The sequence below is a fragment of the Ruoffia tabacinasalis genome (genome assembly GCF_005864045.1).
Classification (GTDB): Bacteria; Bacillota; Bacilli; order Lactobacillales; family Aerococcaceae; genus Ruoffia; species Ruoffia tabacinasalis.
In genome coordinates, this window is the sequence record NZ_VBSP01000001.1 from 86,686 (window position 1) to 113,602 (window position 26,917).

Sequence of the window (26,917 nt, forward strand, 5' to 3'; positions counted from 1 at the left end):
TTATCATTTATACCACTTTGCTCAATGCAAGGTGGTATTTTTTGAAAGGAGATCATCATGAAATTACCTGGGTATATTGAGTATGACAAACAAAATAAACTTAAGATATCGATGTCAACAGAAGTTTTAATCGTCAAAATAAGCGGAATAGATTTCGCAAATAACATACTAAACAACATTGTTAATTACGAAAGAATCGCACACATAGATACTCAAACCAAAACAATCTACTTTGATGAAGAAGCTGACGATTCGAATATTTCAATTAAATATGAATTAATTGAGGTGCTTTCAAATGACTTATAATAAAAAATCATTAGATGAGAAAAAAGAAGAATTGAAACAGATCACTGAAATGATAAGAGATAAGGTCAAGCAATATTATGAAAAGCCAGAAAACATCGTGGACTTCGTAACTTTCAGCAGAAAGTTTTATCATTATAGCTTTAATAATCGACAATTAATTCAATCACAAATGCCAGCTTCTGGATTTGTTGCAAGCTATACCGATTGGAAAAAGAAGGGTTATAGCGTTAATAAAGGCGAAAAAGGATTGAAAATATTCCAGCCTGTGACCAAACAAGTATTCCAACGATCCAATAAAAATTGGTATTCAATTTACGAAGCGACTAAACATGAAAAAAAGATGATTAAAGATAAAAAGATTCCGTTGAAAAATGAATACGCTGGATCAAAAATAGGACATGTGTTTGATATTAGTCAAACAAACGTACCGATAAAAGACTATCCAACAATTATTAAACGTTTAGTTATTTCAGACACTGACCGCACTTATCAAAAATATATTGACGGTGCTAAAGAATATGCAAAAAATAAGACGGTTAAAGTGACTGATGAAAAAGTTGAAGGAATTGCTAATGGTTTTTACAGCCCAAGCACGCACAGTATAACGATGAGTAATCAATTAGATAGTCAAAATTACTTTTCAACATTAATACATGAGTTAGCACATAGCCAATTACATCAGAAAAAAACAACGCTTACAACAGAAGAGAAAGAAGTCCAAGCTGAAACAACTGCTTCGGTTGTTCTTCAATTCTATGGTATTGAGGCAACAGAAGGAAGTTTATCATATATTAAAGATTATGGTTCAAAATTAACTGAAGAAAAACAATATGACTTAATGAAAGACACCATCGAAACCGCAGTTGATATTACGCAAGGGATCGACGACTACCTAATTAGTCTAAAAAAAAATAAAGAAATAGATACAGAAAAAAGGAATTCAGAAAAGTTAAGTGATTTTAAAAATGAAAAGGATTCAAAAACAGCACAATATCAACCCGAAAGATAACTTCTTGCCAGCGTGGCAAGAAGTTGAAAGGGGGCAACTTAATGAAAAAACCATATGTTGGAAAGGTGTTTATAGAAAGCGAACATAATTTTCAAAGATACATAGTTTTCGCTGATAACATCTTTATAGCAAAAATGCTTTTGTATCAAGCGGATATAATTCCAATTGACTCCATAGGTGACTGTGAAATTTACCATGAAGAAAAATTTAAAGATAGTGAAAATGCATCCCACTATAAAATAGCACAATTACAATGGCGGTTAGGGTGGAAATTTTATGGTATGACTCCCCCAGATCCAGATATTTCGACAGAGAATGATTTTAAATTATGGTATAAAAAAGAATTTCAACCGATGAAATACCGGCAAATAAAGAGGTGAAATGGTGACGGATAAGAAAAAAATTGTAATCATTGTGCTTATTATGTCGTATTTTGCTTCAAATTATTTAGGTAACTTCTTAGCTAATATTTCAGAGATTTTGTCAGGTGGTCAGAGTAATCAGTGGGTATGGCTAATAAAACCTTCTGTTAAATATATTGTCTTTTATTTCTTGTTTAGTTTTATTTTTAGTTTAATTGCCGTTAGATTAACTGAATTTTATAACGTTCAATTTGGTGATTTAAGACAAGGCAATAAAGCAAGCTCCAGCTGGGCTTCGAGCGAGGAAATACAAATCTCGTACAAAGAAGTAGATTATATACCAAAGAAAAACCTTAGTTTAAAATCAACAGATTATGAAGGGATGGGTGGCGTTTTAATCCATCGTGAAGATAAGAAGGCATACATTGATACATCCGATTCTCACGGCTTAATTGTCGCTAGAACTCGAGGGGGAAAATCTCAAACAAAAACTTTGCCAGATATTGATTTATTATCAAGAAGTGAAGAAAAACCACATCTGATCATTTCATCTGCTAAGTATGAATTAGTTGAAATGACAAAATTAGAACTGGAAGCCAGAGGGTATCAAGTGCATGTTTTTAATTTAATCGACCCAAAAATGGGCATTCAGTACAACCCTTTACAGTTAATTGTCCAAAATTATCAGGCAAGAGAAATTGGTAAAGCCGTTGAGCTGACAAAAAGTTTCACACATAGTTTATATCACAATCCTAAAAGTAAAGATCCATTATGGGAAGAAGCTGCCATGTCATTAGTCAACGGATTGATATTAGCATTATGTTATGAATCAGTAGGAGAACAGATTGATAGCGAATCCCGAAATCCTGATTATGTAACATTGCCTAATGTCTTACGATTTTTAGAAAAATTAACTAAACCAGCAAATAAAGAACAACAATTAATGGATATATATTTTAATAATTTAGATATGGACAATCCCGCAAGAATGCAATTCACTACCGTAAATGCTTCCGAAAAAACAATGAGAAGTTCAATCGTTGCGGTTGCCATTTCTAAATTAAATATGTTTATATCACCAGAAATAGAAATCTTATTGTCAGGCAATACACTGCCATTTGAAATGCTAGCGCAGGAAGAAATACCACAAGCGATATTCTTGACAATGCCTGACTATACAAATGCAAACAACATCATCTTTTCAACATGGATCGAACAAGTCTATTATCATTTATCAATTGCTGCAAGCCAAAGTAACGATCGACTTCCTAAAAGAATCTTTTTTCTTCTGGATGAATTTGGTAACTTGCCAAAAATAAAATCATTAGAATCTATGATTTCGGTTGGTGCAGGACGAGGTATGTTATTTTATTTTTATGTCCAAGATTTTTTACAATTTAAAATGAACTATGAGCCAGAAGTAGGTAGTTTTGTAGAATCCCAAGTCATGACAATTCATTATTTGTCGTCAACTAGCGAAGAAACGAATAGAAAAATTGCTGATATGATTGGAAAGTATGAAGTAATTGAAAAAAGCAGATCGGGAAAAAGATACAGTCTTAATCAATCTATTTCAGAATCAGTCATTGACCGTTACTTAATAAATCCTACTGAATTGAAAAAAATATTAGAAGGTGAAAATGTTGTTATTCGTTCGAAAAGAAAAGGGGAACATGGCGAAGATGTCATTCCGAATCCTATTCGTAATTTAGGAGAAAATCGATTTAAACTAGCTTACGATTATTTAGAAAGTGTCTTTTATAAAACAAATTTCGAAACATTAGGTATTCAAAATAATGAGTTAGATAGTAAAATGAAAGCAGATTTTAGAGCTTTTCTGACGGATTTTTCACCTCATACCGCACAATCAAATTCGACTGCTCGATCAAAACCTTTGCCACTTAAAGCAAGTCAATACCACGAACAACTAACAAAACCAGCCTTTAATGAGACAGAAGAATTTCAAATCATTAAAAAACAAGTAATTGAATCAATCCCTAGTCTAGTTTCGGAAATCAATCAACTAACTAACGCAAAAGAGTTCGAAGCGTTTATAGAAAATCATAGCCACGAATTGGAAAGGACTGGTGTTATCTAATCGAAGCAGAATTACAGTTATTAATGGATTATAAAGAATATTTACATTTAGATAATGTTTTTACCTCACCATTTCGAAGTGTCGCTTGGTCGTTGGTAAAAGGGTTGATGTCTCTACTAGAATCAGCCCAACAAATTGTTTTAGATGTATTTGACTTTTCAGGTATTTTTCAAAATGAATTTATGCAAGAGTTTTTAACAACGTATAGTAACGTAGCTTGGACTATTGGAACATTGGCTTTAGTTTTTTGGGGTTTACGTTATATGTATGATGATAAAGTTAAAATTAAAACTATGTTTGACTCATTTTTACTTGGCATTGGAACGTTGTTATTAGGAACGCTGATCATTGGTAAAGTTACGACAGTTGGAATTCAAATTTCAGAATCTTTTCTTACAAATGATCAAAACAATAGTTTTGCTTTCGAGGTGTTGAATAGTAATACAACTGACATGTACAGAGTTCTAAATGATGGTGTTCAACCAGAACAAGCACACGCAAACGTTAATGAAACAAACATCCATTTTATAGATATCAATGAAACAATCAAAAAAGATGATCTGAATGATAAAGTTACTCAAAAGGCAATGGAACACAAAGTCCACATGCAATCTGATGGGTCACTCTCACTTAAAAAGATTAATGATTACTTATTCATTGGTATTGAACAAAATTACACCAGATACCTTTTTAATGGTTGGGTGATTATTTTCTTCCTAGCTACATCAATTTTAGCTTATATTTTAACAGCATTTAAATTCGTACAATTAATGTTTGAGATAGTATTCAACCAAACTCTATTGCCGCTTTTTGCTTTTAGTGATCTGAATGGTGCGAAAATACTAAAAATGATCTTGAACAATATTAAAAATGCGATTATTTCAATGGTTATGATTTCGATGGTACTGAAAGCTTACTCAATTGCACAACTATTTATTGTCACATTAGACATCAGTGTGTTTACTCAAATACTGATTCAATTTGCTTTGGCGCTAAGTGTCATTGATGGTCCGAAAATAGCTCAAGATGTAACAGGCAACGATGCTGGTATTAAGTCAACGGGTCTTGCGATGTTCGGAATTGCGAAAGGGGCAGGTAGTGCTATATCTGGTCTAAGTAAGGGAGCTAGTGCCATAGGAAGTGTTGGAAAGAGTGTGGGGTCTAAGGCAATGAGTTTAGGCGTCGGAATGAACAATTTAAAACATGACAATGAAGCGATCAACGCAAGTTCAACGCAAGCAAAATCAAGTTCTAACGGTTCACCTAACGACCGAGACAAAGATGTGCAAAGTGAGATGAATAAAGGGGCATGGGGCGCACATCAAACGGTGAGCGGAAATAACACACCAGCTGATTCAAGTTCCAATAACCTTCAATCTACTAAACCAAGTGATGGAGTGCCATTATCTGATAATCAGAAAATTAATGCTAGTCAATCGTCAAGTGGGCTTAAAACTCCAACCCAATCAGGCACAGAACAGGCTAAAAAGAGCGATTTTGTTTCAGCTCTTAATAATGGCAAGCAAGATCGAGGAAATACAAATAGCACAGAAAAACCGCTTAGAAATCAACCGCATTTACAAACTAATGACGACAAAACCTTCTCAAATAATGATTCTAATTTAAGTCAATCAGCTAAACGGTCAATTGGGAGTTCACCAAACGCACCAATTGCACCTAATTTAAGTCAAGAAATGGAAAGCGGAAAACAAACTAGCCAACTAATTAACCAAAATCAGATACCAAAATCAAATTTAAATTCAAAATCAGATAAAAATATGCAACAAGATACAACGGCTACACAAGCTGATCATTCAAATCGAATGGGAAGCGGACAACAAACTAGTCAACCAATTAATCAAAATCAGATACCGAATTCAAATTTAAATACAAAATCAGATAGTACGATGCAACAAGATACAGCGACTACACAAGCAAACCAATCACATAGAATGGCGAGCGGAAAACAATTGAACTCAAACGATAAGAAAGGTAATGAAGAAAAGAATAAGCTTAATGATTTAGGAAGTGGAACTAAAGATGAAAGGAATATATAGTTACAAAATAATAACTTCTTGCCACGCTGGCAAGAAGTTTTTTGAAAGGATCTAACTATGAATAACCGTAGACTGATTACTACTTTATCTCCAGAAGCAAAAATAGGATCATGGTTATATTTCACTGATCTATTTGCCGTATTATTGGGTTTAGCAGTCTTTATATTAACGCATGAGCTATTTGGTTATCTCTTATTAAAAGCTGTTTATGGCATCGTTATTGCAATTATTGCTTTATGGTCTGTCATTAGACCTAGGAATAATCCGTTCAAGAGAAATTATCAAGTTGTCGTATTCGCTTTTAAACGAGATAAAACGATTTATCATATGGTGAATAAAAAAGAATTATTATTTTACGAAGAAGAAATATTCAATCAGGAAGCACCACTGTTTGACACTACACAAAAAATGAAATAAGAAAAAACAAATAGTTTCTTGGTTAAAAGCAAGAAACTATTTTTAAGGAGTGGGTAATTTGAAATTTGACACTCGCAAGAAAGAAAAAGAATTAATCAAAAAGAAGTTTATACCTGATAAAAAAGGAGTTTTGAATAAAAAGAAACGATTTTCCAGAGTAAAAAAGAATCAAAAAACAAAAAGTCAGAAAAACTTAACGACATTGGATCTGTTACCTTATAAAACGGTAGTGGGGGAAGATAATGTACTTCAACTAAATGAAGGGTTTATGGATATATTAGAGCTAAAAGGATACAACATGGCTGGAATGGATAATGAAGATTTGCTGCATGTTATTTATCAGTATGAATCGTTAGTTAAAATGTATGTTTTTCCTTTTAAGCTAATAACGTTATATAGTCCACTTGATACAAGCGCCCAACAAAAATATTATTTAGATTTAATTAATGAAACAACAAATTTAAAACATAAAAAGTTACTTATGGAAACGTATTATGAAATGAAATGGTTTCAGAACAATAATTACAATAAGGAATTTTATTTTATGATTTATGCAGATACTTTAGAAGAGTTAAGAGAATGCAGAAATGATTTTATGCAGTATAAAGGAGATCTTTCTGTTGGTCGGATCACTTTAGAAAAGAAACGAGCTATATTGTTTAAACTCAATAATCCAACGAGTAAAATATTCAATTGATTAATCGCTAAAAAATAGTATCAACCAAAAGAAAGGAAGTTAAAATTGTCAGATATAGAGATTTCCTCATTCGAAGCGAAGGGTGGTGCGGAAAATTAATATTAATTCACTCAAAGAAAAAGGTTACGACATTGATTTTATGTTAGACACACAGCCCATTGGAAATATTAGATTTTTAGATAATATGATTCAAACAGGCAATGCTTATATGGCTAGCTTGTATTTTTATCGTTATCCATCACAGCCAGAAGGTCTATGGCAAGCATTGATCCATAACATTGAAAATAGTTTTGTAATCACAGATATTGCTAATCAAGAATCTGGAGAAGTATTACAAAAAGTTCAACGTGCAATTCGGGAACAATACAATCGAATGATTGAAGAGAAAGAAGCGTATGACGCTGAAATAGCACAAGAAGAATACGTTGACTTAAACTACCTTGGTAAAGCATTAAGACGAACAGAAGAGGTTATGAAATATTTCGCATTACGACTCGTTCTGTATGCTGATACGAAACAAGAGTTAGAAAAAAGAGTGGTTGAAGTTAGAAAATATTTAGAAAAAAATCAGTTTGGCGCAACGGTATTAGTGATGGAACAAGAACATGAATATCAAGCAATGTTTTTGGATCACTCTTCACAATCGTATCTGCCAAATAAACGAGTGGGTAGAGATATACCTAGCTCGCAAATTGCATTAACCTTCCCAGCAAATCATGTGTATTTACATGACAGAAGAGGATTGCATTTAGGATATAGTTTAACAAATGGAAATATCTTCTTTGATTGTTTTGATTTAGATGGAGTGTATAGACAACATTATAACGTGATTATACTAGGACAAATGGGTTCAGGCAAATCAACACTTATGAAGAAATTACTTGTCAATCTGGGGGCAAAAGGAACGCATTTAAGAGGGTTTGATAAATCAGGTGAATTCACTAAGGTGATTGAATATTTAGATGGGAAAGTTGTTGCATTAGATGGCAGTAGTGGAACAATTAATATCTTTCAAGTATTCCCTACAGTCTTAAATAATGTAACCAATGAAATTGACGAAGTATCCAGTTTTACACAACACAAAAGTAAAATCGCAACTTGGTACGGTATCATTAAACCAACTGCAACTAACGAAGAATTAGCTATTTTTGAATTAGCTCTTAATCGTCTATATCTAAACTACTGGATCGATCAAGATGAATTAAATCCTAATTATACTCAAAGGCATAATTCAGATTATCCATTATTAGAAGAATTCCTTCAAACAGTAGAAATGATGTTAAACGAGCCAAATAATACCGCCACAGTCCAAACGAACTTAGAGATGATACATTTGACACTTGATAAGTTAGTCAGCGTGTACGGTCAGTTATTTAACCAATATACTTCAATCGGAGATGTAATCACCGAACAAATTTTGTTTTTTAATATTGATAATCTTATGGCCATGGATAATAAAACAATTATTGACGCACAACTATTTAATGCGTTAAATCTATTTTGGGCTAGTTTAGTCAATCATGGAAAAGAGCAGGTAAGGCAATATAATGATCGTGAGGTCAGTTTCGACCAAATCAAACGATCGATGTTAGTTATTGACGAATGTCATAATTTAATCAATCAAGATAACCCTCGATTAACTAAATTTATCAATACTATGCAACGTGAAGGACGCAAACTATTTATTGGTGTGATGTTAGCGACACAGTCTTTATCCAGCTTAGCGCCAGAAGTCATTCGAAGTGAAGCTTCTGAAATGTTAAGAGAGATTTTTACGTTTAGTCAGTATCGATTTTACTTCCAAATTTCAACAGCAAATATAGATCATTTAAAAAGACTATCAAATAATGAAGTGACCGCAGGCCAAGTCGAACGTATCGCAAGATACCCACAAGGAAGATGTTTACTTAACTTTTCAGGCACAAACATTGAATTTAACGTGGAAGCAAGTGATCGTGAGCTAGAATTATTTGGCGGTGGTGGAAAGAGAGCAAATTAAAGATAAAAAAGAACTTAAATATTTATCTTAGATTGGTAGATTTTTTTACTATATAAAATATATGAGGTGAAGAAATGGAAGTAACAATTGACATTAAAGAATTAGAAACATTTTTAAATTACCTTCAAGATAAAGTGGATGAAGTGTATAAAATGGAAACTAATATTGCCATCAAAACATTTTTAGAAGAAAAGGAGTTGAGTAAATGCAAGGAAAGTATAAATATGGAATATTCATCACCATTGTTTTAGTTATCGTCATATCAGCAGTTTTTGTATTCTTCGACAGTCAAACATTTGATTCTACAATAACTGAACAGATTGTTTTAGAATCTGAAATAGATGATATTTCAAACAATATTGAATCATCAGAGCTTACATCAGAAGGTGATTCAATCCCACCAGAAGAATTTTACAACGAAATCGAAACGACTAATGTATATGAAACTCAAATTCTTGAAGGGCAAGATCTATTAACATTATTCTTTAGTTTAAATAATGAATTAATCGTCAGTCCGAAAGATTACGAACTATATACAACACCAGAAGTCGCCGAAGCTTTAGCACAAGCAAAACGAATTGAGCAACAAAACAATAGAGAGTTAATTAAACAAGTAAACAATATTTCTTATGAAATACAAACTGTATCACCTCTACCACTTTCAATTATTTACACGTTAGAAGGAATCCGAATAGAAAATGAAAAAGAAACCAACACAACTCAACTATTCTTGATAAAATTTGACGAAAATAACCATAAAATAACGACTTTAGAAGAATTGAATAGGTAGGACTAGCTAATGAATATTAAAGCTAAAACAATCATGAAATGGGCTTTATGGGGTGGTGGGTTGTCTGGAATATTTATTGTATTATTCTTAGTCATTGTTATTGGTGTAGGTATATTTACAAGTGAAGATTCAAGCGTTGGAACATATGGTAATACCTCTCAACCCACTGCGAATCGATATGATTCGAGTAAAGAAGAAAAAGCAGGGCCAGTAATAACTACTGGTTGGGATGAGTCATGGGTAGATAACTTTTATATTAATTCAGCAGATCCACCCTATATTACTGGAGAATATATAGATACATTTTTAAGTACAAACTATCCACAATCAAGACTCATAGGATATGGGAAAGAAATTAAACGTTATGCAGATTATTACGGTGTAGCGACTGGTGCATTTTTAGGTCAAATTGCTTTAGAAACTACCTTTGGTACTGCAAGTTGTGGGGGAGAGTACAATTTTGGCTGTATCCGTTGGTATGAAGGGGCAAACCATACAGGTATAGATACAAGTAATGGTGTATTTCAAGACTATCCAAATGTGGAAACTGGAATAGAAGCCTACTTTCATTTAGCGAGAACTAATTATATTGATACAGGACAAGTTCGTTATAAAGATTATTTAAATAAATATTCACCACAAAATGACCCATTCGGTTATAACAATCATGCTGATTTCAAAAGTTTATTTTGGGGAACGTTAAAAGCGTTTGGTTATGATACTTCTGATAATGTTCGTAAAAAGAATCATGCCTTACCGACAGAAGTTGTGGATGGTAAAATTGAAGGAACTATATCTGCTACTTCAATGTCTTCGAATAACACATCTTTCAGTTCAATTGATTTAAGTAACACGAGACTCACCCCTCTTGTTTTAAGTTGGCAATCTGCCATTGAAAGTGAAATGCAAAAACAAGGAGTACCTAATGAATACCTTCCAATTCTTTTAGGAATTTTAGCAAATGAATCAGGAGGCGGCGGAGTAAAAGATATATTCCAATCGTCAGAATCGAGAGGTTGGGCAATGAATACAATACAAGATGAATACCAGTCTATCAAAATTGGTGTAGAACATTTTAAAAATACAATTAACAAAACAAATGAGTATGGCAAAAGTATTTGGGCAGCAGCTGCTGGCTATAACTTCGGTCATGCTTTTTTAGATTATCTAAATCGAACGGATCAAGACTGGTCGATCGAAGTTGCTAAAGAATATTCAGCAACAGTCGTTGCGCCAAGTTTAGGAAATACAACTCGACAACAAGCACCTTATGTCAATGAAATATCTATGAGTTACAACATACCATATTATTATTGGAATGGTGGAAATTTTCATTACGTACCAATGATGATGTATTATTTAGGATTTAGTTTGGATGAAATAAGAGAAATGGCATTGAGTGGAGCGAGTGGATCAATGTCAGCAAGCACAACAAACTATCGCATTTTATTTGGAAAGTTTCAAAATGCTAATCAATTAAATTTAGCTGGAGGAGATTTAGTTGAAATCGCAAAAACACAAATTGACCTACCATATTCTTGGGGAGGTGGCGGTAAAGAAGGGCCGACTGTTGGAATTTATGACGCAAGTGTACAAGACGCAACTAACATTGTTGGTTTTGATTGTTCTGGTTTTATGCAATGGATTTACTACACAGCATACGGAGTTGATATTGGAGATTGGACTGAACCACAAAAAACTTCTGGGCCGAGAGTTCCTTCATCAGATTTACAAGTTGGTGACTTATTATTTTGGGGAGAACCAACAACCTATCATGTCGCAATGTACATCGGTGATAATCAATTAATTGAATCCAGTACACCAGGAAATCCTATCGGAATTCATCCGATGCGTGGGTATGATTTTATCGTTCGTCCTGATGTAGAAAAATTAAAATCGCAACAAGGAGTTGAATAATTATGACTCAAAATAAACAACCCAAAGTTAGTAAGTTAGAATTAATGAGAGAGTCTTTGAATCAGAATGTTTCTAGCATGTATAAAATTTTTGTCATTTCAATGTCCGTTTTATTTTCATTTTTAATCACTTTTGGAATAATATTCAAACCAGTTCAAGTAGTATCAGAATCAAAGTTAAATGAATTCTATGGAACAGGAAACTTAAAATTTTCAGTTTTAGAAAAAAGAATTAACCCAGAACAAAATAGGTTAGTCCTGATTTTAAACACAGACCCAAATCAATATAACGTTACTGACAAACTAAATATTGAAGTTAATTCGCAACTAAGGGGAGCTTCGTCTGACGATATGGAGATGAATATCTACAAAGGCAGTCCAGAGTATTTAGAAATAGTTTACGATAATATCCCAGAAGAATGGACAGCACTTCGATTAATGATTTCTGAATCAAATCAAGAGCCAGCGGTATTAATGTTTAATCGAAAAAGCGTATCAGAGGATTACACATTAATAACAGATGATACTTTTAATGAAGACCAAGCAATACTTCGATCAATCATTTACGAAAAGGAAACATTGGAGCGACTAAGAATTGACGAAAAAGAAACAGAAGCTGAAAATTATTTGAAGAATATAGAAGAATTGAAATCAAATATTCCAGAACTTGAAGCTGAAAAAGAATATCAAACTGAACAACAAAAAAATGACACAGACCAAAAAATTAGGTCGATTGAACAACAAATAATTATATTAGAAAGTTCGTACAATCAAAATCTATTTGAACAGAATGAGTTATTAGCGAGAGAGGAATTGTTAGTGAAAAAGTATGAAGAGACTAAAATTCAATTTAAAAACAAATAAAAACAGATTTAAAAGATAGAATTTTTTTCAATGACATTAAGTATTCAATGGGCTCGATTGTGGGTTGTTGTGGGCTTAATCGTGGGATATTACACTTAAAAGGTGATGTTTTTTATAAAATCACCAAAACATACGTGGGTTGTTTAGTGGGCTTTCACAAACAATCTGCCCCCACTGGAAACCCTTGCTCTGCAAGGGATATCACCTAGTGTGATATCATTTCCCCTTATGCTCTAACCAGAATCTCCCTAAAAATCAGGGAGATTGTGAAAATTCGCTGACGCGAATTATTTTGAAAGAAAACGAAAACGGAGTTGATCAGGTGGGAAATATTTTACTAAGGAATTTGAGTGATCAGAACAAAAATAATTTGATTCATTTACAGTTAAAAAGTGAATTTACTTCGCTTAATTCTTATCTTATTTTTGTTTTAGAAAGTCATATAGAAGAAAGAATCACAAAAAATATTAATTCAGAATTTATTGAACATGAGAAAGATTTGATAGCAGCGGTCAAAGAGAATACTAAAGCTGTAACTACTTTACTCACGCAATTGTACAATGACTAAATCATAAGGGGGATATAATTTGTCAGAAGAAATAAAAATAAGGAATGTACCAACTAATGTGAGAAATAAACTCAAAGAAAAGTATTTTAATTCAAACGAAAAATCGTTCAACAGTTTCATGTTAGTTGTTCTAAATAATTATGCATTTCAAAATGAATTAGAAACTTCGATGAGTGAATATTCTGATAGACAAAAGGTATTAATTGAAATAGTTAATAGAAATACGCAAGTTATAAATTTGATAAAAAATTTAAGTCTAGAAGAAAATGAGGGGAATTATATTGAAAACTAGGAAGCACTTGTTATTATCAGATAATACGTGGGAAATTCTGGATGATATACAACTCAAGATTGGGTCGAAATCTTACAGAGAAGTAATCGAATACTTAGTAGAAAATTATAAAGAAGTTTCAACTGTCAATAATATTTCAAATGTTGTCGGGAATTATGTTGCAAGTCAAGTGAAGCAACAATTTGAAGAATACGAAACTACAATGAACGATCGATTTAATATTTTAAGGTTGCGAACAGGTTATGCAAGTAAGCATACACAAATTATTCTAGATATGATGAATAATTATATTCTAAAACATGATTTAGATAATGGTGTTGACGATGTGCCGGCTCTAATATCAAATGCACCAACAAATGTTTATAACCAATCTTTAAAGAAGTATGACGAGCAAATGAAACACTTTCAAATGAACGCACAGAATAAAAAGCAAAAAGAGGAAGAAAAGCTAAATGAGTAGTCCGGCGATTGTTTTTAAAAATAAATTTTCACTGCATAATAATGTCATTTTAAATTCAACAGGTGGAACAAATAATTATGGCTTTTATGTTGATTATATGGATCGTGAAGATACAAAGATGGATGAAAAAATAGATGAACTCAACAAAATATCTGGTGAAATTAAGAACGATACCTATATTCAGTACATGGAAAATCCATTGAAAACCAATAATGTTTTCAATGAACGAAATGATAGTTTATCAAAAGATGAAATCAATAACATGAAAGATAGTTTTGTAAAGTCACAAGAAAATGAATCTCCTATGTGGCAACAAGTCTTTAGTTTTGATAATCAATTTCTAAAAGAAAATGGTTTATTAGCCGAAGATGGAAAACTAAATGAAGCGCCTTTAAAAAAGGCAACAAAAATTGCCATGGAAGAATTTAAAACTAAAATGAATTTTAATGAATCGATGAATTGGGTAGGAGCTATTCATTATAATACAGATAATATCCACATCCATATTGCGGTTGTGGAGCAGGAGTCGAGCAGACCTATTATAGAATCAGGCAAGTATGCAGGTCAACGAAAAGCAAAAATACCACAACGAGTGATGAAACAAGTTAAAAGTAAGTTTATTAATTCTATGATTGATCGTAATTATGAGTTGAACCGCATAAACGATTTAATGAGAATGGAATTAAATAAGCAAGTCAAAGATTTGAATTTAGAAAAGGATATAATAACGTTCCAAAAAGTAAATCTTTTATTAAAAGAACTTCCAACTGATCGCAGGCTTTGGAGGTACAACAATAATGTATTAAAGAAACACCGCCCATTGATTAATGAAATTACAAAAGATGTGATCAATCGGAAAGATCCTAAAAGTTATGAAGACCTTGAAGCAAGATTAATAGATGAAGAAAAATTTAGAAAACAAATTTATGGGAATACCAACGATAGTTACAAAGAAAATAAATTGAATGAATTAAATGCAATGATGGGAAATGCCTTATTAAAAAATATGAATATAAGCTATCCTAAAAATAGTTACAAGAAAGCGAACGATTTACACAATGATCTAAAAGTGATGTCTTATCAAAACAAAAAGTTTTTATTTAATATTTCACAAATATTCGGAAGAAATAAACAAGATTATTTAAATGAATTGAATTTCGAAAGAAATCAAAGAGAAAAATTAAATGAAGAGTATCTCTTACAAAATGATTTTGAAAAAAGAAGTTAAATGATTCAGTTAAATGATTATCAAATGTTGTTGTTGACATTTTTTGATTAAAAAGGCAAACACTTAACTTGACTGTACTTACGATAAGAAATAAATAACAATACACCTTCATTTTAAACAACACACAAAGAGAATTAGAAGATACAGTTTAAGGTGATTTATCAGGTGGCCTTGTTCATTAGAGTATACCCTAATGAACAAAGTGGACACATGAGTCAGTCAAGCTTTTGATATGGTTAATAGGGTTGGTTAAAATGTTTTAAGGAGAAAGAAAATGGCTACAAAAATTGGATACGCAAGAATTAGCACTAAAGATCAAAAGTTGGATCGTCAAATTGAAGCATTGTCAAAAACAGTATCAAAACTTTTTGTAGAAAAAGAAAGCGGAGCAACTCTTGAAAGGCCTGTTCTTCTTGAAATGTTAAATTTTATCAGAGAAGGAGATATTGTAGTTGTAACAGAATTAGATAGATTGAGTAGAAACCATAATGATATCTCAAATATTATGAATTCAATTCAAAATAAAGGAGCGACATTAGAAGTTCAGAATCTACCAAGTTTGTCAGGTATTGAAGATGAGAGTTTGAGAAAATTAATAAATAATTTAATTATTGAAATTTATAAGTATCAAGCTGAATCAGAAAGAACTAGAATTAGAGAAAGGCAACAGCAAGGAATTGAAATCGCAAAACAAAAAAATAAGTACAATGGAAGAAAACCACTTTTTAATAAAGAGTCACCTCAATTAAAACATGCGTTTGATTTGTATCTCTCTGGAGAATCTGATGCTGGTGTTGCTAGTTTAACTGGGATCGATCGCAGTACATTTCGAAGGTATAGAAAAAAATTTAATGTTGAAAGAATAGATTAACTTCTTGCCACGCTGGCAAGAAGTTTTTAATTTAACAATCTAAATAGGAGGTTAAGTATAATGGACGAAAAGAAACGATACCGCTTCACCAAAAATCAAATTAAACAGGCATCCGAAATTTCAATTTACGATTATGTTAAAGCGCACGATTTTGGAAAAATTATCAATGATAGTGGTAATTATGTCAAGTTATCTTATATGAACCACGATTCCATTGTCATTGATAAAAAGAAAAATTACTTTATCCATAATGCAAATTCTTATGATAAAAATGCTAAAGGTAATTTAATTAATTTTATCCAGTATATAAATAAAAATGAAATCGGCTTTCAAGAAGCTGTCCATCAAGCATTACTTTTTGGAAAGACTAATTCCAAAAATCAAACAGTTGTTATTGAAGACGAGCAAAAAGATTTTTTTGAGTATGATTACAAACAAGCGAAACATAATTGGACTTTGGAAAGGTATTTAACCAGGGAACGAAAAATTAATCCTGACATTGTAAAATACCTATTAAAAGAAAATTATATTATGCAGGACGTCCGAAATAATATTATATTCAATTGGACACAAGACGGAAAACCACCAACTAAAGACAATCCCATTATTGGCGCAACGCAACAACTAACAGAAAAAGTTGATTCTGATAATCCTAATAAATACATCAAAATGAATTCAGAAAAATATCATGGTTTTAATATTTCAATCGGTGAAAAAACAAATAAGATTTATGCTTTCGAAGCGTCGATTGATTTGTTGTCTTATTGGACAATCCATAAAAACGAATTAAATAATTGCCGACTGATTTCTCTTGAAGGTGTTAAAGACGGCACACTTTTTAAAATGTTGGCGGACGACTACACTAAAGAACCAAGAAATTTAACAGTTTATCTAAGCGTTGATAATGATAAAGCGGGGCATCTCTTTTTAGATAATCACATTCAATCGGTAGGAAAGTCACACTCAATCGAATACAAACAAAATATTCCTGATTATAATGCGATTAATTCAGATCAATATCAAGAAATAATAAACGTTGCTGAACAATTTAAATTGCCAAAAGAACTAATGCTAGCATTCTGGCAATACGACCGTCCGTTTATCAATGATAAAGAGAAGCTAACTAAAGTTTATCAAGGGGATATTCCGCAAGATATTAAGATTTTTTCAGAATTATATAAAGAAAATCGAGAGAATAAAAATGAAGTGTTTAAATCACTTGAATTGAGTAGCCGACAAATTGATCGTATAAACGAATGGCAAAATACGTTCAAAGCCCACAATCATACCTTAAAGGACAATATACTGAAAGATTGGAACGATGTATTAAAATCAGAAGTGAGCATTAAAAAAAAGAGTCCATAAAACCTAAAAAAGAAAATGCAACAAAGGATGAAATCGGTATTTCTGAATATATACTCAACAGAACACAACGATTAAATGAACAACAAGTTTCTGAAATTTCAAATGGAATACAAGTTGATTTAGACATTATTCAAATGTATGCAAATAAAGGCTGGTTACGATGTGACAAAGAAAACACTGATTATTATTTCGTATGGGGGAAGGATGGCAAGATTGTAGGTGCAAATAAATTGACAAGTGACTACCAAATAGCAAATCCCGTAAGCGGTAGCAGCGTTAAGGATAGTTTAATTATTACAATTGGAGACAATCCTAAAAATATCATTTTATTTGAACAACCCATAGATAGTCTAAAATATATTGCAGATAATCGGGATCAAATTGGTAACTGTATCTTAATTTGTAGCAGGGAAGGGGATTTAACTAAGCAATACTCCAGCGAAAAAGTGAATAATTATCTTAAAACCACTTCAATTGATAATATTGATATTTTTACTAACGCTCATAATAGTGAGAAGATTAAGGAAAACATTCTTAACCACATTGAAATTGAAAATAAAAACGAACACACCAAAAATTTTAACTTAAATGTGATGACAAATACACATACAAAAACCTTTGAAAAAACATTTTAATGACGATTAAGAATCAAATCAATATAAAAAGCACCAACTTCTTGCCAGCGTGGCAAGAAGTTGGTGCTTTTTTTGATTCCTATTCAAAACTCATGACTAATTTTTTCCCACTTTGTTCAGCAATGCTTTCTAGTGTTTTAATTGTAGGGTTAGCATTCCCATTTTCGATTCGTGTAATTGTTGATTGCGGTTTGTTGACTAATTCAGCAAATTCAAATTGTGTTAATCCTAATGATTCTCTCAACTTCATGACTAATACTGCATAATCAAACTTTTTACCTTCTTGTTCCATTCTATCAGAAAAATTTTTGTCAGATTGTTTCATTTCACTAATATACTTAGATGTTTTTATTGTAGTAATGTTTTTCACTTTATCATCTCTCTTTATACCATTTAAACTTCTTGCCACCGTGGCAAGAAGTTGTATTGTTTGTCGAGCGGAGATTAAACTTTAAAACTTATTTGAATTCTACTGATAATTGTTTATCCAGACCAATTGAAATTTCTATAATAAGTTCAATTGTTGGATTCATCTCTCCAGTTTCAATTCTTGAAATAGTTGATTGAGGTTTGCCTATTTTTTTTGCTAGTTCTTCTTGAGTCATTCCTGCTTTTTTTCTTTGTTCTGCTAACCTAACGGCAAAATCTAACTTAGCATTATCAACTTCAATCTGTCTTTTGAATTTAGGGTTTTTAAGTGAATTTTCTCTAATATAATCTTTAACTTTACTCATCACTATCGCTCCTTTTTCTTTTTGATAAATATTTATCTCGTATCTTTTTCGATCGTTTGATTTCTTTAACAGGGGTTTCATTTGTTTTTTTCTTAAAACCATGTGTTATAAAGTAATTTGATTGTTCAACTTGGAAATATAAAGAACGAATAAATAATTCATTTGTTCTTACGCGAATCTCATATAAATTATTGTCAATTTTTTTTACCCATTTCATATTTATTGCTATTTGTAGTCCATGCTCTTCAATCTTATTAATCATAGCAATTACTTGTGTCGTTTCTTTTAATCGCAAAGAATTTAAGAAATTATCAAATTCACTGTCCCAGTCAAAAGTTGGAAGAATCATATTTTACCTCCTGTTCACTTTTAATTATTGCATATACGCTATAAAATTTCAATTTATAGTTCCCTTAAAAAGAGGCTACATCTCTTGTTTTAATTTTGAGATGTAGCTTATTTATTAAATTGTTATTTTTAAAAAATCATCACTTATCAACCGAAGGTCATTCTCTATCCATTCATCATATAGTTCATCTAAACTTGTTTGATTGTAGTTGTTAGTTTCCAAAGCAATTATAGCTTGCACGTAGGCTTTTATATCTAAGTTTTGTATCGTCTCTAGCTGTGTAATCATAAGCAATACATTATTATTCATCTTTATTTTCTCTCCTTTTAATGGCACTTCTAGCCAGACTGGCTAGAAGTGAAAGACATTGTACAATTAATTCCAAAGGTTCGTTGCTTCTCTTAAAGATATCGAATCAAGTTTTCCAATGATAACATGGTCCAGTAATTCAATCCCCATGAGGTCGCCACATTCTACCATGCGTTTTGTGAATTGAATATCAGCCCCAGATGGTTCAGAATCGCCTGAAGGGTGGTTATGAGCAACTACTATTCTAGCTGTTTCGTATTGAACTGCTTTTCTAAAAATTTCTCTAGGGTGTGCGATACTAGAATTTACCGTTCCTTTGAAAATTTGTTCCATTTTAATTATTTCGTTTTTTGTATTTAATAATAAAACAACTAATATTTCTTCTTTGTAATGACACATTATTTTTTCCAAATGATACATCAACTGCCTTGAACTGCCGATTTGTATTTTTTTAAGACCATCCATAGCATATAGCTCATAAGATTCACGTATTATTGATAATTTTTCAATATCTCTTTTTGTGAGAAGTTGATTATCAATCACGAAAGTTGGATTTAATAAATCAGTTACCGGCACTTGATTAAAACTTTCTCTAGCTTTACTACTTAATAACGAAACTATATTATTCATATTCTACACGTCCTTTGAATTTAATACCTGCCGTTGTCGGCTGGCTTACTTTCAAAGTTGCATATTTCAAATGGATATCAAGGGCTAGTTCTTGTTAGCGACTTTAGGCGCTTACAAGTAACTGCATGTTTACCCTTGAAATCCATTTTAAATGTGCGACTATCTCTTTGTTTTTACTACATTAATCATCTGATGAACGTTATATTTTTTCTACTTTTAGACAGTCTTATTTTCAGTTATATGAATATTAAGTGTGATACATTCAAATGTACAGGCCAATATTTTGTCACCGATTCAGATGAAAAGTAAGTAAAAAACTTTCATGAATGAAAGAAGAAATACAATTTTATGATATTAGTGAGTCAATTTATAAGAAAGGGGACTAAAAATATAGGTTGGTCATTATTACTATTTATTAAATAATAATTAAAAAGACCCAGACAAAGTTAGATAAAATCTAGCTTTGTCTGGGTCTTTTTTTCATGAAATTTATATATTCCATATGATTTTTCGGTTATCTTTCTTCAAGAACCTCTTTAAGAGCTTCTTGGATAATCTCAGCATCGTCGGGGGTTTGAATGATTAGTTCGTCCGATTTCATAATTGCTGCAGATTGAGCCGTTTGTAAAGATTGTTTTACATTTGGATCTTCTATGGAGTTGATATATTCATTTTGGTTGTCCCAAGCTTTTTTAATTATGTCATAATATTCTGTTTTTGCATTCAAAATTGATGAATTGTTTTTCTGTTCAAATTGAGTATTACTAACCTCGTCCGTTTCTGTTTGATCGATTGACTCTAATAAATATTCTAAAAAGACTGAATCTTCTACGAAATCGTTCATTTTATCTACATCGTAATTATTAATTGCTAAAGAAATATTGCCTGCATTGTTATAAAACAAATAATATGCGTCATTAACTACATTCAATACATCCTCTTTGTCAGCATTCTCTTGAATTTTCAACTCTGTATTTACAAAAACATTTCGAGTTTTATCTTCTTCATCCAAGATTGTAATTTCCTTAGTTTGTATATTTTCAATAGTTACGGGATAGAAGATCGACGGTACTTCTTCATTCATATTGAAGTATATCCCCATTCCGTAAGGATTAAGATCCTCTACATTTATATCGATTGACATTGGTAAATGTTTTCTTGATTTTGATTCCCTAAGAAATCTTTGATTTGCTGATTGGTCGGTCGTTTCATCATCTAACGCAATTGTTTTCACCCACTCGTCAAGTTTAACAGCATATGGAAAATTATACTCTACAGAATATTTGGATTGAGAATCGTTGTCTGTCGCGTTACTTTTCTGCAAGCTATAGCCAAAAACAATAATTAGAATTGCACCAAAAAAAATTAATATTTTTTTCATTGTTGTACCTCCTTGTGTTTTTTCATCATTCAAACAATTTAATTCAATATAAACATTTTACTCATAAATTAGTATTTTATCAAATAAATTTGAAGACTACATTAATATAAAAACACAAAAAGAACATTATTTTCTGGAAATAAGTAAAACAAAAGAGTCACAAAATTAAAAAAACAACCACATATACATTAATAATAATTAAAGGGGGTGTAATAGTATTTTTCACAGGTAATGAAATATTCGGGGGAATGAATTGATGGTCGATTTAAGTTGGCTAACAAACAATGTTATTGATATGGTTTCAAGTCCGCTAATTCACCTTTTTGTCATTGTATCTTTATTAGATATATTAACAGAATTAAAGGCAAACTCGTGGCATAGCTCTGTGAAATCAAACAATAACTCGTCAAAATTAAGTTTTCTTTTGTCGCATGTATTGGTTATTAGTACTGTTATGTTTTTATATCCATATCTAGTTTATTTCGATTTTAAAGTATATGGAGACACAACTCTATTATTTTATATCGCTAGACATGGTGTGTCAGTTATAGATAATTTCACAAAAATGGGAGTGAATATACCTCCTTTTGTGAAAAGTTTAATTAGCAAAATAATGAGTAATAAACAAAATTAATTTTGCATTCCAATTTTCTTTGCAAAATTAAAATATGAATCAATCAATTTAAATCTTAACTCATGATCAAATGTATCCAGTTGATTGAGTAATGAGAGTGATAAAATTTATGTGGAATGAATTGGAGGAACTATTTTTAATTAATAATACATCATTAGAAATCAGTTATGTTTATGAAAAAGGGTTAGAAATAATAAATCCATACTTAATAAAATGTTCAAAAATTTTCCAACAAAATGCTAATGATAGAAATTTGAACATTCCATTCGAAGATTTTTATAGTAATGCTTTATTATACGTTTGGAAAGGTATGGAAGATTATATTGAAAAACAGCTGTCAGACAAATATACAATTAAAAATGTGTTGATACGTCGGATAAAATTAAGCGAGCTTAAAACTTGGGGTATGTACAAGAAAAAAGGCACAAAATATGACCAGCAAGAAATATCATATGCTAGCGCTAGAAATTATCCTCTTTCAGAAATAAATGAAGTTCATTTCAGTTTTGATTCGAACATAGATGAGAATGTCATTGTAAAAACTTCGGTTAAATCAGCTTTAAATATAATGAAAGAGAATAACTTAGAAAGCGCAATCTTTATAAAAAAATTACTTATCGGATATACTTCTAAAGATGCATTTTTATCCACGATGAAAGGAGTGAAAAGATATGGAAATAGAGAAAGGAAACAAGCTGAAAAGAATTAAGAAGAAATTTATAAGTATTTATGATAACGAGTTAGGAAGTAAATAAATATTTTGAGATAAAGTGTCACAAACTAATCTTTTGAGGTACATATATATCGTATTGAATTTATGCTGCAGCAGAATTAATACAACATTAAATTATATGGAGGAAAAATATGGCAACTACAGTAACAAATATATTACAAGAGGCAAGTAAATACATTGGGGTTGTGCAAGGTTCTGCTCAACACATACAAATTGTTAATAAATACAATTCCGTTAAACCGTTACCACAAGGATATCAAGTGACATATGATGATGATTGGTGTGACACCTTCATTAGTTATTTAGCTATTCAAACTGGTGCAGTAGATTTAATCGGTCGCGAATGTGGTGTTCAGCGTCACATTGATATTTTTAAGAACCTAGGAATTTGGATAGAAGATGGAACAATTAAACCAAAACCAGGTGATATTATTACGTTTGCTTGGTCTACCTCTTATCAGCCAAACAACTCTTGGGCGGATCATATTGGAATTGTTGAAAGTGTATCTGGAAATACTATCACAACTATTGAAGGAAATTCTAGTCGTTCTGTTCGTAGAAGAACATATAGCGTTGGTCATGGCAATATTCGTGGATATGCTAGACCTAGTTATCAAACCGGATCAAGCTCAACTCCACAACAATATAGTGGTGGCGCACTTACAAACGCTGGTCGAACTATGACGCAGAATAATATTCGTTTAATCATTCAATATGCTAAGCAATACAATATTAAACCAAGCTTTATGATTGCCCAAATGTATATTGAGAGTCATTGGGGTGACCCCAACACATCTGTTGTGGGTAGTGTAGATAATAATTGGAGTGGTATTTCTCAACCATTTACAGCACCTTCGGATTTAGCAATAAAAATGAGTAGGGGCTCAGCACGTCCTAGTAACGAAGGGGGATATTATGTACATTTTGATACGTTAGAAGATTATTTTAAAGCGTATGCCTTTATTCTTTCAAATAGAAATGGAATCTATAAAGTTCAAGGGGCCACAACTATTGAAGCGTTTTGTAAGGGATTATTTAGAGTAGGTGGAGCTACCAGTGATTATGCTGCTAGTGGTTATCAGCATTATGTTAACTTACTTGTACCAACCTATAATGCTATTAAGCAACAAAACCCTGGGAAATTAGAACAGATTGATTCTAGTGAAGCCGGTCCAGAAAATACCGGAGGAGTTTCACCCGATCCAGAAATTTCAAATCCTGGTGATAATGATACTTTCCATCGTACTCAGGAATTTGGAACCTTCTTCCCAAATACTACTGTTAATGTTCGAGACTATCCTAGTTTACAAGGAAATGTCTTAGCACAGTATACAATTGGCGAAAGTGTTACTTATGATTCATATGTTATTAACAATGGATACGTATGGTTGAGCTACATTTCTTATTCAGGATCTCGTCGATACGTTGCATGGCGTGTTCAAAACGGAGAGAAGTTTGGAACCATTCCTTCAGGATCGAATGACGGTTTTACAAGAGTTCCAGAGAATGGTACTTTTTTTCCAGAAATGACTATCAATGTTCGTGACTATCCAAGTACACAAGGGAATATAGTAGCTCAATATCATGTTGGCGAAAGTGTTATCTATGATTCATATATAATCAACAATGGATATGTATGGTTAAGTTACATCTCATATTCTGGTCCTCGTCGTTATGTTGCATGGCGTGTTCAAGGTGGAGAGTTATTCGGATCATTTAATGCTGAATTAACACCTTCAACACAACGCATCCTAGAAACAGGTGTATTTTATCCAAACAAAACGATTAATGTCAGAGCTTTTCCTGGAACACAAGGAAATGTTCTTGCTCAATATACAAACGGTGAGAATTTTACCTATGATTCATATGTTATTAACGATGGTTATGTATGGTTAAGTTATGTTGCGTCTTCTGGATCACGACGTTACGTTGCATGGCGTGTTCAGGGGGGAGAAACATTCGGTACTATCATTTAATTTTTTTATCTATAAACGTTATTTGTCAGTAATTTAGCAAAAGTGAATTTAGTTAAAATAGATAAAATATGCAAAAAGCAAGCCTATTTCAGGTTTGCTTTTTTAGTTTTTTTACTTACATACTAAGGGATATTAGTATAAACTAACTGAGAACTCACAACGTTTGCTCAATTTTATAATCTCTGTGAGATATCTAAAATCAATAACTTGTAATTTATTTCTAAAAAATAATTTTACTTCATTCACAATGGGAACGTTTTATATTGAAGATTATACAATTCAAGTTCATATAGTTAAATTTAAATTCTTTGTAAAGTTTCTGAAAAAGCACTTACCTAACACATTTACAAGACAAACTCCCAAAAAATAGGTTGTTAAATTGACGATTCGTTCTAAAACGTTAATTGAATAACGTTTCTTCTTTCTTTTACAATTTAAATAGTAAGCGAAAACGTGATAGAATGGATGATAGAAGGAGAGAGGTGATCAAATGGAAGACTATTCGCAGCATTTACTCAAAAAAGGATATAGTGTGAACACTATTACAGCCCATTCTTATTATGCACGTAAATTTAGTCAATATTTAGACCAACAAGCATTAGATATTGACACCATAAAAACAAATGATATATACCATTATTTAGAACAAACAAGACAAAAAAATGAAAATAGCACATATAATAGTGAGCTTTCATCCATAAAGGTCTTATTTAGTTATCTGTCAGAAAAGTATTCAAATCCAGTATTAAAAAAACCGGCGCAATTTAGGTCATTAAAATTCAAGAAATTACCTTGCTGTACAAACTTAGAAGCAATATTTAAAATTGAAATGCTCCTTAGAAATTCAACAAAGATTGAAGATTTTGAAAAAATAATTTTGTTACTAATTATGAATCATGGTATGAATCCAGTAGATATCATTCAATTAAAAATAGAAGATATAAACTTTAAGGACTCTATACTTTCTTATTCAAAGAACAATATTACACTATGTATAAAATTATTTAACGAGGACCAAAACCATTTTTTTAACTATTTTAAGAATAAACACCATGGTATTAACGACCAACTTTTGATTGATATGAAATATAAGTCTATAAAGAAGTATCATATCCATAAGTTATTTAAAAATCTTGAAAGATATGATATCTATACGAACCCAACACAGCTAAGGAATCGGTTTATTCTTGATAGCTTGAATGTTGGGATACCGGCGCTTTATGTCGCTACATACGTTGGGATAACAAGCTTAAATCAAATATTAAGATTTGAAACGTTAACAGACGAGTACATATTAAAAGGGAAAATTGAAATTAATAAACTAAGAATGAAAGAAGGGTATAATCATGGAAAAATCAAACAAAACAGAGGAAGTTCTATCCCTCTTCAAATCAATGTCAAGAGAAGAGAAGATACAAATACTAGAAATACTGCTCAATAAATATACAACAAATCAAATTGAAGCTACTCATTTAGCGGATGTTCATAACGGCCAGTTAGTAACAGCCGTTGAAAGAGGAACTTTAAGATTAATACATGAATATGGTAAAGGGAAGTACCGCTCACACCGTGTGTTTTTGCTAGAGGATATTGTAAAGTATGCAAACACAATGCGAAATATGAGAGATCTTAGAAACAAAAAATTCTATTAATTTTTAAAATAAAAAGAACAAAATTCCGTTTTTATACCTATGTGTTACACTTCAACACTTAAATGAACATTTAGCATTTAAGTGAAGTTGACAGAAAAATTTATTATCGATTGTTTACCGTTTACAGCAGTCATTTAGCTAGCATATGAAAGTTTTTGAATTATTAATAAATCGCTTGCTTTGTGTGTGGTTGTTTGGTAAACTTTCACTAAATAGAGAAACGAATGTATGTTCTCTGTTTCGTTCATTGATAAATAAATGGTAATATCGGTTATTACCTAACAGGTCAAAGCAGACCTATTGTAAAAAAGCGCTAGTCGGTGAAATGCGGACTATCGGTAGAAGAAACTACCTGCTATTGCTGTGAAAGATAACGTGCCTATAAAGCCAATATCAGCTATTTATCGCCATGAAACGCAATGATCTTCAATTATCATTGAGTGGAGCGAAAAAGGAGACGCAACGACCTTCAAGAGAAGAGAGCGAATGAAATGAATGAACTTTCGTTAACTCATTCATTTATTTTATTTTAACTAATTTGGGTTTACATAATATATATTATCGAACTTATTTAACGAAGATAAC

The 26,917-nt window shown here is 31.7% G+C and carries 28 protein-coding genes and 1 pseudogene; 23 read left to right on the forward strand and 6 right to left on the reverse strand.

All coding sequences use genetic code 11. The annotated features are described in order from the left end of the window. The first annotated feature begins 57 nt into the window (after window positions 1–57). The 19 genes from FEZ33_RS00440 to FEZ33_RS00525 all read left to right on the forward strand — a co-directional run bounded on the left by FEZ33_RS00440 (window position 58) and on the right by FEZ33_RS00525 (window position 17,934). Window positions 58–306 carry a hypothetical protein gene (locus FEZ33_RS00440; RefSeq protein ID WP_138403411.1) on the forward strand — a complete coding sequence of 83 codons (249 nt, stop codon included), beginning with the start codon at window positions 58–60 and terminating at the stop codon, window positions 304–306. Then, entirely contained in the window at window positions 296–1,315 is a 1,020-nt protein-coding gene (locus FEZ33_RS00445) for an ArdC-like ssDNA-binding domain-containing protein (protein WP_138403412.1), read from the forward strand. Before FEZ33_RS00440 ends, FEZ33_RS00445 begins: the two co-directional genes overlap by 11 nt. A 41-nt stretch (window positions 1,316–1,356) precedes the next feature. Next, window positions 1,357–1,695: a hypothetical protein gene (locus FEZ33_RS00450; protein WP_138403413.1), complete on the forward strand. Its 339-nt coding sequence runs from the start codon at window positions 1,357–1,359 to the stop codon at window positions 1,693–1,695. Window positions 1,696–1,699: 4 nt separating this feature from the next. Then, window positions 1,700–3,775: a VirD4-like conjugal transfer protein, CD1115 family gene (locus FEZ33_RS00455; RefSeq protein ID WP_171031215.1), complete on the forward strand. Its 2,076-nt coding sequence runs from the start codon at window positions 1,700–1,702 to the stop codon at window positions 3,773–3,775. 23 nt (window positions 3,776–3,798) lie between these two features. Continuing rightward, a complete protein-coding gene (locus FEZ33_RS00460; RefSeq protein ID WP_138403415.1) occupies window positions 3,799–5,832 on the forward strand; it encodes a pLS20_p028 family conjugation system transmembrane protein in 2,034 nt (677 codons plus the stop codon). 57 nt (window positions 5,833–5,889) lie between these two features. Then, window positions 5,890–6,249 (forward strand): DUF5592 family protein, encoded by a 360-nt coding sequence (locus FEZ33_RS00465; protein WP_138403416.1) that lies wholly within the window; start codon window positions 5,890–5,892, stop codon window positions 6,247–6,249. A 58-nt stretch (window positions 6,250–6,307) separates the two neighbouring features. Then, window positions 6,308–6,946, forward strand: coding sequence for a TraC-like domain-containing protein (locus FEZ33_RS00470; protein WP_138403417.1), 639 nt, complete (start codon window positions 6,308–6,310; stop codon window positions 6,944–6,946). 85 nt (window positions 6,947–7,031) lie between these two features. After that, window positions 7,032–8,945 carry a VirB4 family type IV secretion system protein gene (locus FEZ33_RS00475; RefSeq protein WP_138403418.1) on the forward strand — a complete coding sequence of 638 codons (1,914 nt, stop codon included), beginning with the start codon at window positions 7,032–7,034 and terminating at the stop codon, window positions 8,943–8,945. Between the two features lie 74 nt (window positions 8,946–9,019). Beyond that, window positions 9,020–9,196: a hypothetical protein gene (locus tag FEZ33_RS12350; protein ID WP_171031216.1), complete on the forward strand. Its 177-nt coding sequence runs from the start codon at window positions 9,020–9,022 to the stop codon at window positions 9,194–9,196. After that, window positions 9,151–9,735, forward strand: a complete 585-nt coding sequence (locus FEZ33_RS00480; protein ID WP_138403419.1) for a hypothetical protein — start codon at window positions 9,151–9,153, stop codon at window positions 9,733–9,735. Before FEZ33_RS12350 ends, FEZ33_RS00480 begins: the two co-directional genes overlap by 46 nt. Window positions 9,736–9,744: 9 nt before the next feature. Beyond that, window positions 9,745–11,652 (forward strand): bifunctional lytic transglycosylase/C40 family peptidase, encoded by a 1,908-nt coding sequence (locus tag FEZ33_RS00485; protein ID WP_138403420.1) that lies wholly within the window; start codon window positions 9,745–9,747, stop codon window positions 11,650–11,652. A 2-nt stretch (window positions 11,653–11,654) separates the two neighbouring features. After that, complete coding sequence (locus FEZ33_RS00490; protein ID WP_138403421.1) at window positions 11,655–12,515, forward strand: hypothetical protein; 861 nt, start codon at window positions 11,655–11,657, stop codon at window positions 12,513–12,515. A gap of 292 nt (window positions 12,516–12,807) precedes the next feature. Further along, complete coding sequence (locus FEZ33_RS00495; RefSeq protein ID WP_138403422.1) at window positions 12,808–13,083, forward strand: hypothetical protein; 276 nt, start codon at window positions 12,808–12,810, stop codon at window positions 13,081–13,083. Window positions 13,084–13,102: 19 nt separating this feature from the next. Further along, entirely contained in the window at window positions 13,103–13,375 is a 273-nt protein-coding gene (locus tag FEZ33_RS00500) for a hypothetical protein (protein WP_138403423.1), read from the forward strand. Next, window positions 13,365–13,835, forward strand: coding sequence for a hypothetical protein (locus FEZ33_RS00505; RefSeq protein WP_138403424.1), 471 nt, complete (start codon window positions 13,365–13,367; stop codon window positions 13,833–13,835). The genes FEZ33_RS00500 and FEZ33_RS00505 overlap by 11 nt, the downstream gene beginning before the upstream one ends. After that, the gene (mobP2, locus tag FEZ33_RS00510) at window positions 13,828–15,063 is read left to right on the forward strand and encodes a MobP2 family relaxase (RefSeq protein ID WP_138403425.1); all 1,236 of its coding nucleotides are present in this window, start codon (window positions 13,828–13,830) and stop codon (window positions 15,061–15,063) included. The genes FEZ33_RS00505 and mobP2 overlap by 8 nt, the downstream gene beginning before the upstream one ends. A gap of 274 nt (window positions 15,064–15,337) precedes the next feature. Then, the gene (locus FEZ33_RS00515; protein WP_138403426.1) at window positions 15,338–15,934 is read left to right on the forward strand and encodes a recombinase family protein; all 597 of its coding nucleotides are present in this window, start codon (window positions 15,338–15,340) and stop codon (window positions 15,932–15,934) included. Between the two features lie 60 nt (window positions 15,935–15,994). Continuing rightward, window positions 15,995–17,299 carry a DUF3991 domain-containing protein gene (locus FEZ33_RS00520; protein WP_138403427.1) on the forward strand — a complete coding sequence of 435 codons (1,305 nt, stop codon included), beginning with the start codon at window positions 15,995–15,997 and terminating at the stop codon, window positions 17,297–17,299. A 134-nt stretch (window positions 17,300–17,433) separates the two neighbouring features. Further along, window positions 17,434–17,934, forward strand: a complete 501-nt coding sequence (locus FEZ33_RS00525; RefSeq protein WP_138403428.1) for a hypothetical protein — start codon at window positions 17,434–17,436, stop codon at window positions 17,932–17,934. Between the two features lie 79 nt (window positions 17,935–18,013). Here FEZ33_RS00525 and FEZ33_RS00530 read toward each other — a convergent pair whose 3' ends face one another. The 6 genes from FEZ33_RS00530 to FEZ33_RS00555 all read right to left on the reverse strand — a co-directional run bounded on the left by FEZ33_RS00530 (window position 18,014) and on the right by FEZ33_RS00555 (window position 21,337). After that, window positions 18,014–18,304, reverse strand: a complete 291-nt coding sequence (locus FEZ33_RS00530) for a helix-turn-helix domain-containing protein (protein WP_138403429.1) — start codon at window positions 18,302–18,304, stop codon at window positions 18,014–18,016. Window positions 18,305–18,392: 88 nt separating this feature from the next. Further along, window positions 18,393–18,668 (reverse strand): helix-turn-helix domain-containing protein, encoded by a 276-nt coding sequence (locus FEZ33_RS00535; protein WP_235888731.1) that lies wholly within the window; start codon window positions 18,666–18,668, stop codon window positions 18,393–18,395. After that, a complete protein-coding gene (locus tag FEZ33_RS00540) occupies window positions 18,661–19,017 on the reverse strand; it encodes a type II toxin-antitoxin system RelE/ParE family toxin (protein ID WP_138403430.1) in 357 nt (118 codons plus the stop codon). The genes FEZ33_RS00535 and FEZ33_RS00540 overlap by 8 nt, the downstream gene beginning before the upstream one ends. A gap of 114 nt (window positions 19,018–19,131) precedes the next feature. Beyond that, on the reverse strand, window positions 19,132–19,326 hold the full coding sequence (locus FEZ33_RS00545) for a hypothetical protein (RefSeq protein ID WP_138403431.1): 195 nt from the start codon (window positions 19,324–19,326) through the stop codon (window positions 19,132–19,134). 66 nt (window positions 19,327–19,392) lie between these two features. Continuing rightward, window positions 19,393–19,956: a JAB domain-containing protein gene (locus FEZ33_RS00550; protein ID WP_138403432.1), complete on the reverse strand. Its 564-nt coding sequence runs from the start codon at window positions 19,954–19,956 to the stop codon at window positions 19,393–19,395. 514 nt (window positions 19,957–20,470) lie between these two features. Beyond that, on the reverse strand, window positions 20,471–21,337 hold the full coding sequence (locus FEZ33_RS00555) for a hypothetical protein (RefSeq protein WP_138403433.1): 867 nt from the start codon (window positions 21,335–21,337) through the stop codon (window positions 20,471–20,473). 295 nt (window positions 21,338–21,632) lie between these two features. Here FEZ33_RS00555 and FEZ33_RS12960 point away from each other — a divergent pair, with 295 nt between their 5' ends. The 4 genes and pseudogenes from FEZ33_RS12960 to FEZ33_RS00585 all read left to right on the forward strand — a co-directional run bounded on the left by FEZ33_RS12960 (window position 21,633) and on the right by FEZ33_RS00585 (window position 26,121). Continuing rightward, window positions 21,633–21,971, forward strand: a complete 339-nt coding sequence (locus tag FEZ33_RS12960; RefSeq protein WP_369122672.1) for a phage holin family protein — start codon at window positions 21,633–21,635, stop codon at window positions 21,969–21,971. Between the two features lie 97 nt (window positions 21,972–22,068). Continuing rightward, on the forward strand, window positions 22,069–22,680 hold the full coding sequence (locus FEZ33_RS00565; protein ID WP_212746645.1) for a hypothetical protein: 612 nt from the start codon (window positions 22,069–22,071) through the stop codon (window positions 22,678–22,680). Between the two features lie 209 nt (window positions 22,681–22,889). Continuing rightward, window positions 22,890–24,680, forward strand: a pseudogene (locus FEZ33_RS12915) (SH3 domain-containing protein); the annotation flags it as partial. A gap of 490 nt (window positions 24,681–25,170) precedes the next feature. Then, on the forward strand, window positions 25,171–26,121 hold the full coding sequence (locus FEZ33_RS00585; protein WP_138403436.1) for a site-specific integrase: 951 nt from the start codon (window positions 25,171–25,173) through the stop codon (window positions 26,119–26,121). The last annotated feature ends 796 nt before the right edge of the window (window positions 26,122–26,917 follow it).